This is a genomic window from Nitrospira calida (assembly GCF_976986435.1).
In genome coordinates this window covers 314086-328888 of the sequence record NZ_OZ335950.1, presented here as the reverse complement: position 1 = coordinate 328888, position 14803 = coordinate 314086, and the positions used below count along the sequence as shown (strand labels likewise).

Annotated in this window: 12 protein-coding genes, 1 tRNA gene and 1 pseudogene; 7 read left to right on the top strand and 7 right to left on the bottom strand. The window is 59.6% G+C overall.

Going from position 1 to position 14803, the window contains the following annotated elements; genetic code table 11:
- Nucleotides 1-13: 13 nt before the first annotated feature.
- Nucleotides 14-2515: a sulfurtransferase TusA family protein gene (locus ACWHTU_RS01700; protein WP_447861190.1), complete on the bottom strand. Its 2502-nt coding sequence runs from the start codon at nucleotides 2513-2515 to the stop codon at nucleotides 14-16.
- Nucleotides 2516-2591: 76 nt separating this feature from the next.
- On the bottom strand, nucleotides 2592-3041 hold the full coding sequence (locus tag ACWHTU_RS01695; protein WP_447861189.1) for an RrF2 family transcriptional regulator: 450 nt from the start codon (nucleotides 3039-3041) through the stop codon (nucleotides 2592-2594).
- A gap of 1005 nt (nucleotides 3042-4046) precedes the next feature.
- On the opposite strand from ACWHTU_RS01695, the pseudogene ACWHTU_RS01690 reads away from it, so the two are divergent.
- The 7 genes and pseudogenes from ACWHTU_RS01690 to rplT all read left to right on the top strand — a co-directional run.
- Nucleotides 4047-4211, top strand: a pseudogene (locus tag ACWHTU_RS01690) (helix-turn-helix domain-containing protein); the annotation flags it as partial.
- A 99-nt stretch (nucleotides 4212-4310) separates the two neighbouring features.
- The gene (locus ACWHTU_RS01685) at nucleotides 4311-4583 is read left to right on the top strand and encodes an HU family DNA-binding protein (RefSeq protein WP_447861188.1); all 273 of its coding nucleotides are present in this window, start codon (nucleotides 4311-4313) and stop codon (nucleotides 4581-4583) included.
- Nucleotides 4584-4717: 134 nt separating this feature from the next.
- A tRNA-Val gene (locus tag ACWHTU_RS01680) sits at nucleotides 4718-4792 on the top strand.
- Nucleotides 4793-4857: 65 nt separating this feature from the next.
- Nucleotides 4858-6798, top strand: a complete 1941-nt coding sequence (thrS, locus tag ACWHTU_RS01675; protein ID WP_447861187.1) for a threonine--tRNA ligase — start codon at nucleotides 4858-4860, stop codon at nucleotides 6796-6798.
- On the top strand, nucleotides 6746-7324 hold the full coding sequence (gene infC, locus ACWHTU_RS01670; RefSeq protein WP_447863294.1) for a translation initiation factor IF-3: 579 nt from the start codon (nucleotides 6746-6748) through the stop codon (nucleotides 7322-7324). Before thrS ends, infC begins: the two co-directional genes overlap by 53 nt.
- A gap of 121 nt (nucleotides 7325-7445) precedes the next feature.
- The gene (rpmI, locus tag ACWHTU_RS01665; RefSeq protein ID WP_447861186.1) at nucleotides 7446-7649 is read left to right on the top strand and encodes a 50S ribosomal protein L35; all 204 of its coding nucleotides are present in this window, start codon (nucleotides 7446-7448) and stop codon (nucleotides 7647-7649) included.
- Nucleotides 7650-7699: 50 nt separating this feature from the next.
- Nucleotides 7700-8068 (top strand): 50S ribosomal protein L20, encoded by a 369-nt coding sequence (gene rplT, locus ACWHTU_RS01660; RefSeq protein ID WP_447861185.1) that lies wholly within the window; start codon nucleotides 7700-7702, stop codon nucleotides 8066-8068.
- Between the two features lie 75 nt (nucleotides 8069-8143).
- Here the strand turns inward: rplT and pheT are convergent, their stop codons facing one another.
- From pheT to fmt, 5 genes are all read right to left on the bottom strand, one after another.
- Nucleotides 8144-9865 carry a phenylalanine--tRNA ligase subunit beta gene (gene pheT / locus ACWHTU_RS01655; protein WP_447861184.1) on the bottom strand — a complete coding sequence of 574 codons (1722 nt, stop codon included), beginning with the start codon at nucleotides 9863-9865 and terminating at the stop codon, nucleotides 8144-8146.
- A gap of 80 nt (nucleotides 9866-9945) precedes the next feature.
- Nucleotides 9946-11511 carry a phenylalanine--tRNA ligase subunit alpha gene (gene pheS, locus ACWHTU_RS01650; protein WP_447861183.1) on the bottom strand — a complete coding sequence of 522 codons (1566 nt, stop codon included), beginning with the start codon at nucleotides 11509-11511 and terminating at the stop codon, nucleotides 9946-9948.
- Nucleotides 11512-11521: 10 nt separating this feature from the next.
- Nucleotides 11522-12232 (bottom strand): ribulose-phosphate 3-epimerase, encoded by a 711-nt coding sequence (gene rpe, locus ACWHTU_RS01645; RefSeq protein ID WP_447861182.1) that lies wholly within the window; start codon nucleotides 12230-12232, stop codon nucleotides 11522-11524.
- A complete protein-coding gene (gene rsmB, locus ACWHTU_RS01640) occupies nucleotides 12232-13683 on the bottom strand; it encodes a 16S rRNA (cytosine(967)-C(5))-methyltransferase RsmB (RefSeq protein WP_447863293.1) in 1452 nt (483 codons plus the stop codon). The genes rpe and rsmB overlap by 1 nt, the downstream gene beginning before the upstream one ends.
- Nucleotides 13684-13704: 21 nt before the next feature.
- Entirely contained in the window at nucleotides 13705-14658 is a 954-nt protein-coding gene (gene fmt / locus ACWHTU_RS01635; protein ID WP_447861181.1) for a methionyl-tRNA formyltransferase, read from the bottom strand.
- Nucleotides 14659-14803: the final 145 nt, after the last annotated feature.

Genomic DNA, 14803 nt, shown 5'->3' with positions numbered 1-14803 from the left:
ACGCCAGAGCCCCTTACCCCTCGACTTTCTCGACAACGACCCGATAATGAGCAGCGTTCGGCTCCAACGGCTCCTGAGTCAGGATTTTATGGCCGTCGTTCCGGAGGCTCACCGGCACATTCTTGATCGGCTCTCCGGCGTCGAGCCAGACCTCAAGACGCTCGCCAGCCTCCATCATCTCGAGCTTAAGCTTTGTCTTGACATAATTGAGCGGACAGGCCACGCCACGCAAATCGAAGACCGGTACACCGGTTGCCGAACTGTTCACTTGTGCAGGGGCCGGTTCCGCCGGAGTCGCCGGCGACGCGGCGGACTTCGGCGGCTCGACGCCGTCGCCCTTCTCCGCGCCGGCCAATTTCAGGTCCTTGCCCATGTGCTCGGTCGCGGCTCGACAGGCATCGACAAACTCTTTGGCGAACGCGATTTTGGCAAGCGCGAATTCCGCCGTGTTGGCCTTCGTCCCCAAATCGCCGATCCGGGAGGCGAGAGCCCCGTACTCAGGCAGGATGCCCTTACAGACCAACCGTTGCTCAAATTCCGCAAATGTCTCGGCATCGGTCGCCGGATCAACGCCTTCAGTAACCAGCAAGGCTTTGACCGCCGCCAAAACCGCACGATAGGCCTTGTTGACGGAGACCGCGTACTGATGCTTCTCGGCCAACAGCCTGGCCTGATACAGCTCTTGTTCGGCCTCCAACATGCGGTTGTCGATCAACTCAAGGGCTCCCCCGGCGCATTCGCCCGGCCCCAGATCCTCCAACACGAACTCTTCCTCGCTTTCCCAGTCGAAGTAATAGCTCGGATCCTCCTCGAACGAAGGCACGATCGTATAAGGAATTAATTCATCTTTGAGCTTGGCCTTGCCAACACGCGCGATAAAGGCAGGCAGCGTCTCCCCTGGTTCGCGATCGCGTCGATATACGGCGATGAGATGGGAGACGGCCGCCGGGACATTCTTCGCCGGCAGTTTGACGGTCATCTGGCCGATCTTGGCCGCGCCGTTCACTTGCCCGCCGAGGTGGAGCTCGTAGTGGGGGGCTACGTGCTCGCCGATGCGCTTGCCGACTCCATGCAACCCGATCGTGGCAATGTGATGCTGCGCGCAGGAATTGTGGCATCCGCTGATTTTGACGCTGACGCCTTGCAAGTCGTCGGGGATTCGCCCGGGCGGAAAGATTTCCGCCATCGCCCTGGCCAGCCCTTTCGAAGAAGTGATGCCCAGGCCGCAGGTATCTGTCCCGGGACAGGCGACGATGTCTTCCACCGACTCCGCGCCCGGATCGGCCAGCCCATGAGAGGCGAGGTCATCGTAGAACTCGCGCAGCCTCGCCTCGGGCACCCATCGAATAATTACGTTCTGATTGATAGTGGTTCGGATGTTGCCGTTCGAGTAGATCTCGGCCAGGTCAGCCAGGGCGTACATCTGCGCGGTGGTAAGATCTCCCATCGGAAGCTTGATCAACACGGCCACATAGCCCGATTGCTTCTGTTTGACCACATTGGTCCGTCTCCACACCGCGAAAGCGGACCCCTCGTCACTTCCGTTGTCGGAAACGGCGCCGTTGCCGGAACCATTGGCACGGGTCGGCATAATGAGCGGGACCGGGTCGTCCTGGTGCGCCAACAGCATGATCGGTTTGTGGGCGGGACGGCTGTGGCCCATCGCCGTATAGGCTGCTTCCCACCGTCGCTTGAACTCTTCGATGCCCAACTTGTCGATGACAAATTTCAACCTGGCCTTGTGGCGGTTCTTGCGGTTGCCAAGCATGTCGAAGACCTTGATGACCGCCTCAATTGAGGGAATGAGTTCGTCCATAGGGACGAACTCCCGCAACACGTGAGCCAAGCGCGGCGTGGAGCCCAATCCGCCGCCCACCGACATGCGGAAACCAATGCCGCCGTCCTCTTTCTTTACGGCCAGCAGGCCGATGTCGTGGATCGGTGTCAGCGCGCAATCGTGCGGACAGCCGGAAAACGCGATCTTAAATTTGCGCGGCAAGCTCTGGTTCAGCGGATTCCGCAGAAGATGCAGCGCGACGGTTTTGGCGTACGGCGTCACGTCGAAAAGTTCGCCCGGACACACGCCGGCCAAATGGCAGGCGGTGACGTTCCGCACGGTGTTGGCGCAAGCCTCGCGGGTGGTAAGCCCCACTTCCGCGATTTTTCGCATCATAGTCGGCACATCTTCAAGCGAGACAAAATGGAGCTGAATATCCTGCCGGGTCGTGACATGACCGACGCCTGTGGCATACTGGTCGGCGATCTCTCCGATTCGTCTAAGCTGGTTCGCGGTGAGGCCGCCGAACGGAATCTTGATCCGGAACATGTGCACCCCGGGCTGACGTTGGCCGTAAATGCCGTGCTGCAGACGAAACGGCTTGAACAGGTCGCCGGACAGCTCGCCGGCAAGGACTCGGTTGGCTTCGACTTCAAACGCTTCGATCTCTTCCAGAATCTCGGGAGGAATCGATACAGTTTTGACCTCTGGCGACGAAGTCGCTCGGGTTGCATACATGGGGGACCTCTTTTCTTTTTCTCTCCCGGGCTCGGCTGCGAACAGCGAAGCCACGGCAGCCTATCCGTTCATCAACTCAGATGTGGTACATCAGCGCATGCTGCTGTTCGAGCTCACGTTGTCGATCGACCAACTCCTTCACCGTGATGCTGGCCAGCACGCTCAATTCCGCCTGCTTGACGCGGTCCCAGACGGAGGCCAACAACGAGACTTGCCGATGGTCCCGCCGGGAGAGACGGTGGGACGCCTGGCCGCGATGCGGGCCGATCGGGCCGTCCAACGCCTCCAGGATTTCAGCCAACGAAAGCTCCGAGGGCTTCTTGCTCAACATGTATCCGCCCTGGGCTCCCCGGAGACTCGTCACCAGGCCGGCCTTTTTCATCGCGTTCAACACCTGCTCCAGAAAGCGGGCGGGGATGCTTTGCCTCTTGGCGATGGACTTGGCCTGCACCGGCGAATCTCCATTATGCATCGCCAGGTCCAACGCAGCCAGAATGGCATAGGTGGCCTTGAGCGAAACCTGCATTTTTCAGTATTCCGATAGGAATTACTCGATCTGTTTTTATTTTTTACAACTGATACAAAGATGGTGTCAAGTCGGTATCGCTATCCATCCCAAATCTCCGTACCCGAAACCCGTCAATTCGAATGTCCGCACGGCTGTAAGACAGAGGTGTCGCTTGAATACCTCACATGCCGGATACCATCCCTTTGGCTCCAACAATCCACGCCTGAAGCAACTCGATCGCGGGTAGGCGTTGCGCCTCGTCTATCCTTCTTCCTTCTCCTTCTTCCTTCGCATTCCTTTTCTGAGAACCGGGTGCGCGACTCGCAGTCTATCTAACGGTTGTTCGTTGAGTTCAGGCTCCAATTATTGGTGCTCAGAATACGGTCCCGCGGGCTTACCGATCGGGCCGATGAGCGGGGTAACAACAAAGAACATAAGCTACTGAACCCAGCGAACGTGTTTTGCCCATCCCCGCGAAACGTTTAGCAGAGCGGCTATTCGGCCATCATGGCGCATTTTCCCGATTGACATCGTCCCGACTCTGGAGTAATAATCCCGCTCTCTTCTTCTCATCTTCTTTTCTTCGCCGGTGCCTTCATGTCGCTTCGATCGTCGGCCTTGAGCATCCTTCTTCTCAGTGCCGATCACGATATCCACGCCCGGTTCAGGCAAGCCTTCCAGGAGGCGGCGATCACGGCGGCAAAGGACGTGGCCGCGCTGACCAAGGAGGTTGGCAAGCGCCCCTTCGACATCGTGGTGCTGGAAGCCAAGCGAGGCACCTGGGGTGAGCTGACTGAATTGCAACAGGCGATCGATCCGGCCAGGACTCTGGTGGTGGCGGGGTCGCGGCATGCGCTCAAGCGGGCCTCCAAACTGATTCAGACCATGGTCAACGGTTACCCCTCCCCGGATGGTGCCGGTCAAGAGTTGTCGCTTGAGAGCTACATCGAATCGAAAATGGTCGATTTCGTCAGGAGCATGCGGAACGGGTCAGGTCGGAACCTGCACCCCATGCTCATGACGGCGGTGGAACGTCCGTTGATCGCGCTGGCGCTGAAGGAAACGAAAGGCAATCAGATTCAGGCAGCGGAACTCTTGGGCTTGAATCGAAACACCCTGCGCAAGAAGATCATTGACCTCCGCATCCCGGTGAGACGTGGACGGAGGCAACGAGCCCATTCCGTTTAAGCGAGCCGGACCGGTGTGTTTCGTCGCGGTGAAGGGTCCTGGGCAGGGAAGGATCGAGACGCGGTTCCTCATCCCATCTATCAAGCAAGGAGGAATGCGATGACCAAAGAAGAATTGATTGCCAAAATGGCAGCGTCAGCCGGGATCACCAAGGTTGCCGCAGGCAATGCGTTGGCGGCATTCACCGGGGCCGTCACCTCGTCGCTGAAAAAAGGGCAGCGAGTCAGCCTAGTGAACTTCGGAACCTTTACAGTGGCGAAACGCAAAGCGCGCGTGGGACGCAATCCGCGGACAGGGGAAACGCTTAAGATCCCGGCGGCTCGCGTCCCGAAATTTTCGGCGGGCAAGACGCTGCGGGCTGCGGTCAAGTAAGTTTTCGGGCATTGCACAACATCGGTTCGAGTCGACGCAGAAAAGGCGGCCATCGGACTCCGATGGCCGCCTTTTCTGCGTTGGCTTCCTTGACACTCCAGGCCGGGCTATATTAGCATGCCCACTCGGACGTTAGGCGCGTAGCTCAGGGGGAGAGCGCTACCTTGACACGGTAGAGGTCGACGGTTCAAGACCGTCCGCGCCTACCATCCGACGGATGGCATCCGGCCACAAGGTGCGGTCGGGGTGCCTTTCTTGTTTCTGGGGACAGGCCATGACCTCGCGCACGATCTGCGTCACTCTCCAGGACGGTACCAAAAAAGAAGTGCCGGCCGGCTGCACCGTCGGCGAAGCCCTGGTTCGCGCCGGTGTGACCCTAGGATCGGCTATTCTAGCGGCTAAGGTCAATGGCCAGCCAGTCGATTTGGATCGAGTTCTCGTCGAGGATGCGACCATCGAACCCCTCACCTTTGATTCGCCCGAGGGGAGAGAGGTCTATCGTCACAGCAGTACCCATATTATGGCCCAGGCGGTGAAAGAAGTGTTTCCGAGCGCGCAACTGGCGATCGGTCCGGCTATCGAAGACGGCTTCTACTATGACTTCGCGTTCGAGCGCCCGTTCACGCCACAGGACTTGGAAAAGATCGAAGCCCGAGCGCTGGAGATCATCAAGGCCGACCGGCCCTTCAGGCGGATGGAGCTGCCAAAGCAGCAGGCCATTCAGTTCTTCCGCGAACGGGGCGAGCCGTATAAAGCCGAAATGATCGAAGGATTCGAGGACCAAACCGTCTCGCTATACAGCCAAGGCGAGTTCATCGATCTGTGTCGGGGACCGCACCTGCCTTCGACCGGCCGGGTTGGTGCGCTGAAGATCCTCTCCAGCGCTGGAGCCTACTGGCGCGGGGACGAGCGGAATCCGATGCTGCAGCGGATTTACGGTACATCCTTTCCCACGCAAGCGGAGCTCGATGCGTATCTCGCTCGGCTCGAAGAAATCAAACGCCGGGATCACCGCAAGCTGGGGAAGGAGCTTGGCCTGATTACCATCCAGGACGAAATCGGGCCGGGCCTCGTGCTGTGGCACCCCAAGGGCGCGCTGATTCGCCTGTTGATCGAGAACTTCTGGCGTGAACAGCACCTGCGGAACGGATACGAGTTGGTCTATTCACCGCATATCGCGCGGTTGGATCTTTGGCGGACCAGCGGACACGTCGACTACTATCGCGACAACATGTTTGCGCCGATGAAGGTCGAAGGCAGCGAGTATCAGCTCAAACCGATGAACTGTCCGTTCCATATTATGATCTACAAATCCCACCTGCGCAGCTACCGAGACCTTCCGATCCGGTACGGAGAATTGGGCACGGTGTATCGGTACGAGCGAACCGGCGTGCTGCATGGGCTGCTGCGCGTGCGGGGGTTTACGCAGGACGACGCGCACCTGTTCTGTCGTCCAGACCAGATCGAGACGGAGGTCAGCCGAGTCCTGGATTTTACGTTTTTCATCTTGCGGACCTTCGGGTTTTCGGAGTTTGAGGTCTATCTTTCAACCAGACCGGAGAAAGCCGTGGGCTCCGAGGAAAAATGGGCGCAGGCCACCGCCGCGCTGGAAGCAGCGCTCAAAGGACGGGGAGTGGCGTACCGTGTCGATCCGGGAGAAGGGGTGTTTTACGGCCCCAAGATCGATATCAAGATCAAGGACGCTCTCGGCCGATCTTGGCAGTGCTCCACAGTCCAGGTGGACTTCAACAACCCCGAGCGGTTCCAGTTGACCTACACAGGGGAGGACGGCAGGTCTCACCAGCCGATTATGATTCACCGGGCGTTGATGGGCTCCATTGAACGCTTTTTCGGCATTCTAATTGAACACTACGCCGGCGCGTTTCCGGTCTGGCTGGCTCCTGTCCAGGCGATCGTCCTGTCGATTACTGACAAACACCGCGAGTATGCCGTCGGCGTACTCAACCAGGTGAAAGCCGCCGGTTACCGGGCGGAAGCGGATTTGCGAAACGAAAAGGTGGGGTTCAAGATCCGGGAAGCGGAGAAGGCAAAGATTCCGTACATGCTGGTCGTAGGAGATCGGGAAACGCAGAGCGGCACGGTGTCGGTCCGCGGCCGAGCCGGGTCGAACCTCGGGAGCATGAGTGTCGCCGCTGTGCTGGATCTGCTCCGAACCGAGGCAGCTCAGCCCGTGCCGCTCACTACAACAACCTGATAGAGAGAGGTGGCTTATCGTACCTAAGCTTCGCGTCAATAGAGAGATCAGGGTCCGAGAAGTTCGGGTGATCGGACCGGACGGCGAACAATTGGGCATCATGCCCACGCCGGACGCCTTCAGACAGGCTCAAGAAATGGGATACGATCTGGTGGAGGTGGCGCCGACTTCCCAGCCGCCGGTCTGCCGGATCATGGACTACGGCAAGTATAAGTATGAGCTGAGCAAGAAGGAACATCAGAGCCGCCGTCACCAGAAGTCCACCCAGGTCAAAGAGATCAAGCTCAGACCGCGGACCGACAAGCACGACTTAGAGATCAAGATTCGCCAGATCAAGGGCTTCTTGGCCGAAGGCAATAAGACCAAAGTCACCTTGATGTTTCGGGGCCGCGAAATGGCGAACCAAGAGATGGGACGGGCTGTGATGAACACGGTGATCGAACAGTTGGCTGATTCGGGAACCATCGAGTACGCCCCGCGCATGGAAGGTCGCAGTCTTATCATGATCATCGCGCCGAAATCATAGGGACCATGAGGGTGATAGGTGACGCGTTAAGAAGCAGCAGCCATCTGTCTACGCACGGCGCCTCATACACCGCGAACGACTGAGAAAGACGGAGAGGGTGGAGAAAGAGAAAGGACGAATCATGGCCAGACAGAAACTGAAGACGCATTCGGGAGCCAGCAAGCGCTTCAGCCGCAGCGGAACCGGCAAGGTAATGAGGAGAAGATCTGGGCGACGCCATCTGCTCACCGGCAAGGCGCGTGACCGAAAGCGCCGTTTGAAAAGCGTGACGACCCTCGAGGATGCCGCAGCACGCACAGCCAACCGGCTCCTTCCCTATAACTGACGGAAAATTTCACGGAATTCACCTGAGATCGACTGAAAGGAGCACAGACGATGCCGCGCGCGAAAGGCGGACCCAAGACCAGGCAGCGACGAAAAAAGAGACTGAAGTTGGCAAAAGGGCAATACGGTGCCAAAAGCCGCCTTTTCCGCACAGCGACGGAATCGGTGGACAAGGGGCAAGCGTACGCCTATGTCGGCCGAAGAAAACGCAAGCGGGACTTCCGCCGGCTCTGGATCGCACGGATCAGCGCCGCAGCGCGGTTGCAAGGATTGACCTATAGTCGCTTCATGAACGGACTTCGCAAAGCCAACATCCTGCTGGACCGGAAAGTCCTCTCGGACATGGCGATCAAGGATCCTTCCGGATTCGAAAGATTGATCGGGCTGGCCAAGCAGCAGGTGGCAGTGGCAAGCGCCTGAGCGTCGATCCCTGTGTTCGCGTGGGTCGGCGCCAGTCGTAAAGCCGGGCCGAGGCCGACCGACGGCGAGGTGACGTTATTCTTCACTTCCTGCTAGTCGATCCACTTCGAGCTCGAACGCCACCACAGGGACGCCGATCTGCCAACGCTCCAGTACTTCGGGATGGAGTTCCCCGATCAATCCCAATGCCTGCCCTCCCGACATGATCCGACCGGCTCGGCCTTCCAGGAACGACGGATGGGTTACAGACTCCAAGGTATAGGGCCGATCGAGATAGAATAACAGCAGGTCCAGGCAAGAGTGGATTTCGGAGAAGTTCGCTCCGGCGTGGGCAATCAGAGCCCCGAGCACCACCAGCGTGCGTGAACCCGTATCTTCATGTGGATCGGGCACCGCAGTTTCTCCAACTTCGAACAACCGATGTGGGTAGAAGGCACGGCTAGAAGCAGCTTCGACACGGAGGAGCGAGGGCGTGAGCCACTGCCGCAGACAGGAAAAGCTTTGGGACATCACATTTTCCACCTCGACGACCTTGTCCCATTCAGTACCGGCCAGGCGCATGTGCGTGCACAGTTCCTGGCGTGAAGCCATGATGTTCGAGATGATTTCTTGAAACCCCATTCCAATCATGAGGTCCCGCACCTTGTCGGCCCACTGCTCCAATCGGGACAGGCTTCCCACCGTAAACTGTGAAGGCATCACCGGCACAAACGCGTCATAGCCCAGGCTGATCGCGACGTCTTCGACCGCGTCGACAGCATGCATGAGATCGTTCCGATAGGGAGGCAGCTTCACCGAGACCTTGTCGCGCGTGGTTGTGATCGTATAGCCGTACGCGCGCAGGGCCCTGCCGATCCTCTGCGCGCCCAGCGGCTGCCCGAGCGCTGCCTCGATCGCTTCCACGCGAATCGTTTGAACTCTCCCGAGATCTTTGGGTGTCGTGACGGTCTTGCCCAGGGGCGTCTTGTACGGATACGTCACCTCGATTGGGCTGATCGCGGCACCGCGATCGGCCAAATTGACGGCGAGAATATTCAGCGTCAACACCACCATCGGCAGATCGGTTCCCGTCACCTCCACGAACAGCTCGCGGTCGCCGACCTGAACTTCGCCGATCTCCCGGCTGTTGATGATCGGCGGGAAAGACAATACTTGCCCTGCGGCGTCCCGGAGCAACGGGACCCGATCGTGGCCAGCCAGAATCGACCCGTATTCCAATCCCTTGGGATGGACGACCAGGATCTCTCCGAGGGTCATCTTGGAGTCCAGCCCCAACGGAGTGAAGCTTGCGTCCTCCGGTTTCACAAGTTCATACGTGACGGGAAAGACAATGCGAGGAAGCCGATAGAGACCGATCGAGACCGTCCGCCGCTTGCGCCCGAAAATCTCGGCGAGTTTTTCCTGGGTTTGGATCAATTGCGCCAGGCCTTCGCCGGTGACCTCATAGCCGCTGGCCGTGCAGGCCGCGACATAGGGACGAACCGACTCCAGACCAGGCGAGACGACGAGGCGACGCTTAGGCTGCCGGGTCGGAGAGAAGCACGGATAAGCCGGTGCACGACCCTGGAGCTTGATTCTGATCTGACGGGCAATTCCTTCGCAACACCACAGATCTGGCCTGTTGCTGTCCTGGAGTTCGATCCGCAGCTCGCCCGTCTCGATGTTCTGGCCCTTCAACTCGCCCTTGACCAACGGAAGCCAGGCTTCCAGCTGTTCCGTCGTGATGCAGCGGCGGGATCGAGCCGGCCCGGCGATCAACTGCTCGAGGTCTTGGCGGTTGACGGAAATGGTGGGCATGCTCTTGTACGATGGTTTGTTTGGCGGTTTTGGTTTGTTTGGGAATCAGAATGAACCAAACAAACCGGACGAACCGTTCTTTAAAACTTTCCGCGCGTCATCCTAATCAGTTCCAAATCCGCGGTGAACAGATCGCGGATGTCGTGGATGCCCAGCGCGACCATGGCCATGCGGTCGAGACCCAGACCCCAGGCGATCACCGGCACCGTGACACCCAAGGGCAGGGTGACTTCCGGCCGAAAGAGGCCGGCACCGCCCAGTTCCATCCACCCCAAACGCGGGTGCCGGACATGCAGTTCGACCGACGGCTCGGTGAAAGGGAAGTAGGCCGGAAGAAATTTGCTTTCCTTCGCCTGGGCCACTTCCCGCGCAAAGAGATCGAGCAGGCCGAGCAAGGTCCGGAAATTGATGTCTTCGCCTAACACAATCCCCTCGATCTGGAAAAAGTCAGTGGCGTGGGTCGCATCGACCGCATCGTACCGAAAACAGCGGGCGATCGAAAAATATTTGCCTGGTATGGAGGGATCGGATGCCAGCGTTCTGGCGGAAACGGCGGTTCCCTGGCTCCGGAGAACCAGCCGCAACGTGCGCCGCGTGTCGAACCGATACCCCCATCCAGTCGATCCGGTCTTGCCGCCGGCTTCGTGGATCGCCGCCACCCGAGCTCGAAGCTTCAGCTCCCGCGGATCGTCCGAACGGGCATGGGTTGGTTCTTTGACAAAATAGACGTCGTGGATATCCCGAGCCGGATGGAACTGTGGCATGAACAGGGCGTCCATGTTCCAAAATTCGGTCTCGACCAAAGGGCCGCGCATCTCCCGAAACCCCATGCTGACGAGTTTGTGTTTGACCAGATCGAGGAATTCCCGGTATGGGTGCCGTTTGCCGGCGGCAATCCGAGGAGGCCGCAGGGTAATGGTATATTTTCTAAACCGCTTGGTGCGCCAAGTCCCATCTTTCAGCAGCTCGGGTGTCAATTGCGAAACCTCCTCCATCGCGCCCTGCTGTATGGTCAGTCCGGCGGCTTGCTCACCCGTTGGAGTCAAACGATAGGATCGGGTCACGCGCTCGTCGATCCGGAATGGCTCGCGGGCATTGCCGCGCCTCACGGCATGCTGTCGGATGACCTGGCGCAGGGCTTCCGGAAATGTATCGAGTTCACGGGAGGTCCCGCGGAGTTGTTGGAGTAATGCCCGCAACGCTTCCGCCGTCGGGCTGGCCCGACCGGTGGCCTCGATGCACCCGCCCTGGACGATCAACACGGCGCCCTCCTTTTTCAGGCAGCCGATCGCGCCGCTGATCTCGCTCGGCTCCAACCCCTCCCGGGATTGAATATCCTGAATCGTCAGCCGCCTGCCGGTCGCAGCGGCTTCGCGGGCAGCCGACAGGATGCGCTCGATTGGGGCATTGTGCTCCAGGTAGTGCTCACCGATTTTGGTGAGTGACACCACCGGCGTGACCGTTTCCGCCTCGACGGCGATCAGGCCCTTGGTTAGCAGCCATTCGACGGCCATACTTAACTGTGACGTGTCAAGTCCGGTCGCCTGAGCGATCTGTTCGATCCGCAGGACCGACCCCTGCCCGAACGCCATAAGAACCTTGATTTCAAGTGGATGCAGGCTGTCGATGAGAGAAGAGATATTCACCCGGCCTCGCTTACCGATGCACTGACATAGTCTGCGGATTTCGAGGGAGAGACGCGGATTGCCCAGCAGCGCGCAACGCGGCGATGACCGCTCCGTAGTCGTCGGCGGAGAAGATGGCCGACCCGGACACGAGAATATCCGCACCAGCCTGAATGATCGGCCCCGCATTGTCCGGTTTCACCCCGCCGTCGACTTCCAGCACCGCCGGGCTTTTCATGCGCTCGATAAGCCGCCGGGCTTGTGTGATCTTTTGCAGCGACGAAGGGATGAACCGCTGCCCGCCAAATCCGGGATTCACCGACATGATCAGCACCAGATCGGTGTCGCGCACGATCTCTTCCACAAAGCTGATCGGGGTCGCCGGATTCAAGGAAACGCCGGCTTTAACGCCGCGTTCCTTGATTGATTCAACGGTGCGATGCAGATGCGGACAGGTTTCAACATGGACGGTCAAGTAGTCGGCGCCCGCGGCGGCGAATTCCGCAATGAACGCATCCGGATTGGTCATCATCAAATGGACATCCAGCGGGAGTTTGGTCACTTTCCGCAGCGCTTCCACAATAGGAGGCCCCACCGTCAAATTGGGGACGAAGTGTCCGTCCATTACGTCGATGTGAAGCAGATCAGCGCCCCCTTGCTCGACACGCGCAATTTCATCGGCCAGCCGGGCGAAGTCTGCGGAAAGAATGGACGGGGCGATGCGGATCGGTGGACGATTCATCAGGCGACTCTCCGCAGACGGGCGGCAAAGAAGACATCCATGGCTTGCTCGTTGAGCATTGTGAAGAGATCTCCTCGGCTGGTCAACAACGGGAGACCGGTTGGGGGCAGCCACGGTCCCACGCTTTCACGTCGAAACTCGGCGTGGGCTTGGCAGAAGGACTCGATGACCTGTTCGTTTTCCTCCGTCTCGGTCGAACACGTACTATAGACTAACACCCCGCCGGGCCGCAAGAGAGCGCTGACCGCTTCCAGAAGTTCGCGCTGCAACCTTTGGTGTCGTTCCAGCCTTGCGGCCTGTTTCCGCCATTTCGCTTCCGGATGGCGCCGCAGGACACCGAGCCCGCTGCACGGGACATCCAGCAAGATCCGGTCAAACGGCGCGTTGAACGGTAGCGTCCGGATGTTTCTTCCGCGTTCCCGCCTTTCAGCCATCATGGCGAGTTGTCTGGCATCTGCCACGACCGATCGGACAATTGAGACACCCAAACGCCGGCAATTGTCTTCTACTTTTCGGATCCGCTGCGGACTCCGGTCCACGGCGATGATTTCGCCTCGATTCTGCATCAGGGCGGCCAGATGGGTGGTTTTTCCTCCAGGCGCGGCGCAGGCATCGAGCACACGCTCACCTGGTTGCGGGTCGAGCAACAACGGAATCAATTGGCCAGCCTCATCCTCGACATAAAACGCTCCGGTACGGAATCCCGGCAGCTCCGTGACCGAGCCACACTTGTCGAGCACGATTCCTACGGGACTGACGGCGGTCGCACGGGCGTCAATCCCGGCGCGAGCGAACCACTCGATCAGGGCCTCCCGACTTATGCGCAGGGTATTGACGCGGATGGTGAGCGGGGGGATCTCACTCACGGTGCGGCACAGCCGTTCGGCTTGGCTCGGGCCGAACCGCTCCAGCCAGCGCCGTACCAACCACTCCGGACAGGAATACCGGACGGCTAGCGCGGCGACCGGGTGGGTCGCCGCGTCGGGCCAGGCGGGCTGCGCGGTGCGGAGCAGGGTTCGCAGGACGGCGTTGACGAATCCACTCCAATCGCGGCCGAGCCGGGCGCGGAACAGCTTGACGATCTGTACGGATTCGTGGACCGCCGCGGAATCGGGGATGGTATCCAGATAGAGCAGTTGATAGGCGCCGAGGCGCAGCGCCGTCTTCACGACGGCGGGGAGTCGCTCGATCGGACGATCCATGACCTGAGTCAGACGCCAATCGATCATGCCTCGTCGGCGGAGCACGCCATACGTGAGCTCGGTGGCCAATGCCCGTTCGCGGGAGTCCTGACGGATATGTCGAAGCGCAGCGCCCAGCGCTTCGTCCGCTGGAATCTGCTTCAGCTCCGTCTCGATGAGCGCACGGAGTGCAGTTGATCTGGCGTCCAACCGGGAGCCAGAATAGGCGAGCAGCGACGAGCGGTGGCCGAGGTCGGGGTTCGCCTTCATGTTCACTGTATCACAGTCCTCTCAACGTCCGACTTTCGGACCCGCTCCCAGCACCTGTCCTGGCGAAAGACGGTGGCCGGCGAGGAATTCGGCTGCGGTCATGCGCCGGCTATTGGCCGGTTGAATTTCCGTAATAGAAAGGAGTCCATTTCCCGTCGCTACCAGAATGGCGTCCTTGGCGAGTCCTATGACCGTACCGGGAAGGGCCTTATCGATCGGTCCATCCGTAGGGGCGGCTTTCCAAATCTTCCACAGAGTGTCGCCGGCAAAGGTATAGGCCCCTGGCCAGGGAGCCAGGCCGCGGACGCGATTGGCAATCTCGACGGCGGGGCGGGACCAGTCAATTAATCCGTCTTCTTTTTTCAGCGGCGGCGCCATCGTGGCTTGAGCATGATCCTGCGGGCTGGGCACCAAGGTTCCGGCTTTCAATCGACACAACGTGTCAACCAAAAGCCTGGCGCCGACTTGGGCCAGCTTGGCGGAGAGAGTGCCGGCTGTGTCGTCGGGTTCAATGGGCACGGTTTCTTGCAAGAGGATCGCGCCGGTATCCATACCTTCGTCCATCAACATCGTCGTGATACCAGTCTCTCGCTCGCCGTTGATAATGGCCCAGTGGATCGGTCCGGCACCTCGATATTTCGGCAACAATGACGCGTGGACGTTGATGCAGCCCTTCGGGGGGAGACTGAGAATCGCCGACGGTAGGATCCTGCCGAAAGCGGCCACAACGATCACATCCGGTTGCCATTCCTTCAGCGCCTGAAGGAATGCCGGATCTTTCATTTTGAGCGGTTGGAGGACCGGCAGGCCTTCACGCTGGCACACCAGTTTGACGGGCGACGGCGCGAGCGCCTGGCCCCGGCCCTTAGGACGATCGGGTTGAGTCACGACGCCGACAACGGTCTCCTCGGACTTGAGCAGCGCCTCCAGCGATGGAACGGCGAAATCCGGCGTGCCCATGAACACGATGCGCATGGCGACGCTTTAACACGGCGGTCGGGTGAAATCAACCCGGCTTGGCCGTGCACGGGCCTTGCTGTCCGTAGCAAGTCAAGATGTCCGGTTTTTGTAGCAAGTGACATGTCCGGTTTTGCTTCTGACTCGGCCGCCTCTCTCGGCC

Coding starts and splice junctions, on each gene's coding strand:
- ACWHTU_RS01700 (WP_447861190.1), bottom strand. CDS start 2,515: ATGTATGCAACCCGAGCGACTTCGTCGCCAGAGGTCAAAACTGTATCG.
- ACWHTU_RS01695 (WP_447861189.1), bottom strand. CDS start 3,041: ATGCAGGTTTCGCTCAAGGCCACCTATGCCATTCTGGCTGCGTTGGAC.
- ACWHTU_RS01685 (WP_447861188.1), top strand. CDS start 4,311: ATGACCAAAGAAGAATTGATTGCCAAAATGGCAGCGTCAGCCGGGATC.
- thrS (WP_447861187.1), top strand. CDS start 4,858: ATGACCTCGCGCACGATCTGCGTCACTCTCCAGGACGGTACCAAAAAA.
- rpmI (WP_447861186.1), top strand. CDS start 7,446: ATGGCCAGACAGAAACTGAAGACGCATTCGGGAGCCAGCAAGCGCTTC.
- rplT (WP_447861185.1), top strand. CDS start 7,700: ATGCCGCGCGCGAAAGGCGGACCCAAGACCAGGCAGCGACGAAAAAAG.
- pheT (WP_447861184.1), bottom strand. CDS start 9,865: ATGCCCACCATTTCCGTCAACCGCCAAGACCTCGAGCAGTTGATCGCC.
- rpe (WP_447861182.1), bottom strand. CDS start 12,232: ATGAATCGTCCACCGATCCGCATCGCCCCGTCCATTCTTTCCGCAGAC.
- rsmB (WP_447863293.1), bottom strand. CDS start 13,683: ATGAAGGCGAACCCCGACCTCGGCCACCGCTCGTCGCTGCTCGCCTAT.
- fmt (WP_447861181.1), bottom strand. CDS start 14,658: ATGCGCATCGTGTTCATGGGCACGCCGGATTTCGCCGTTCCATCGCTG.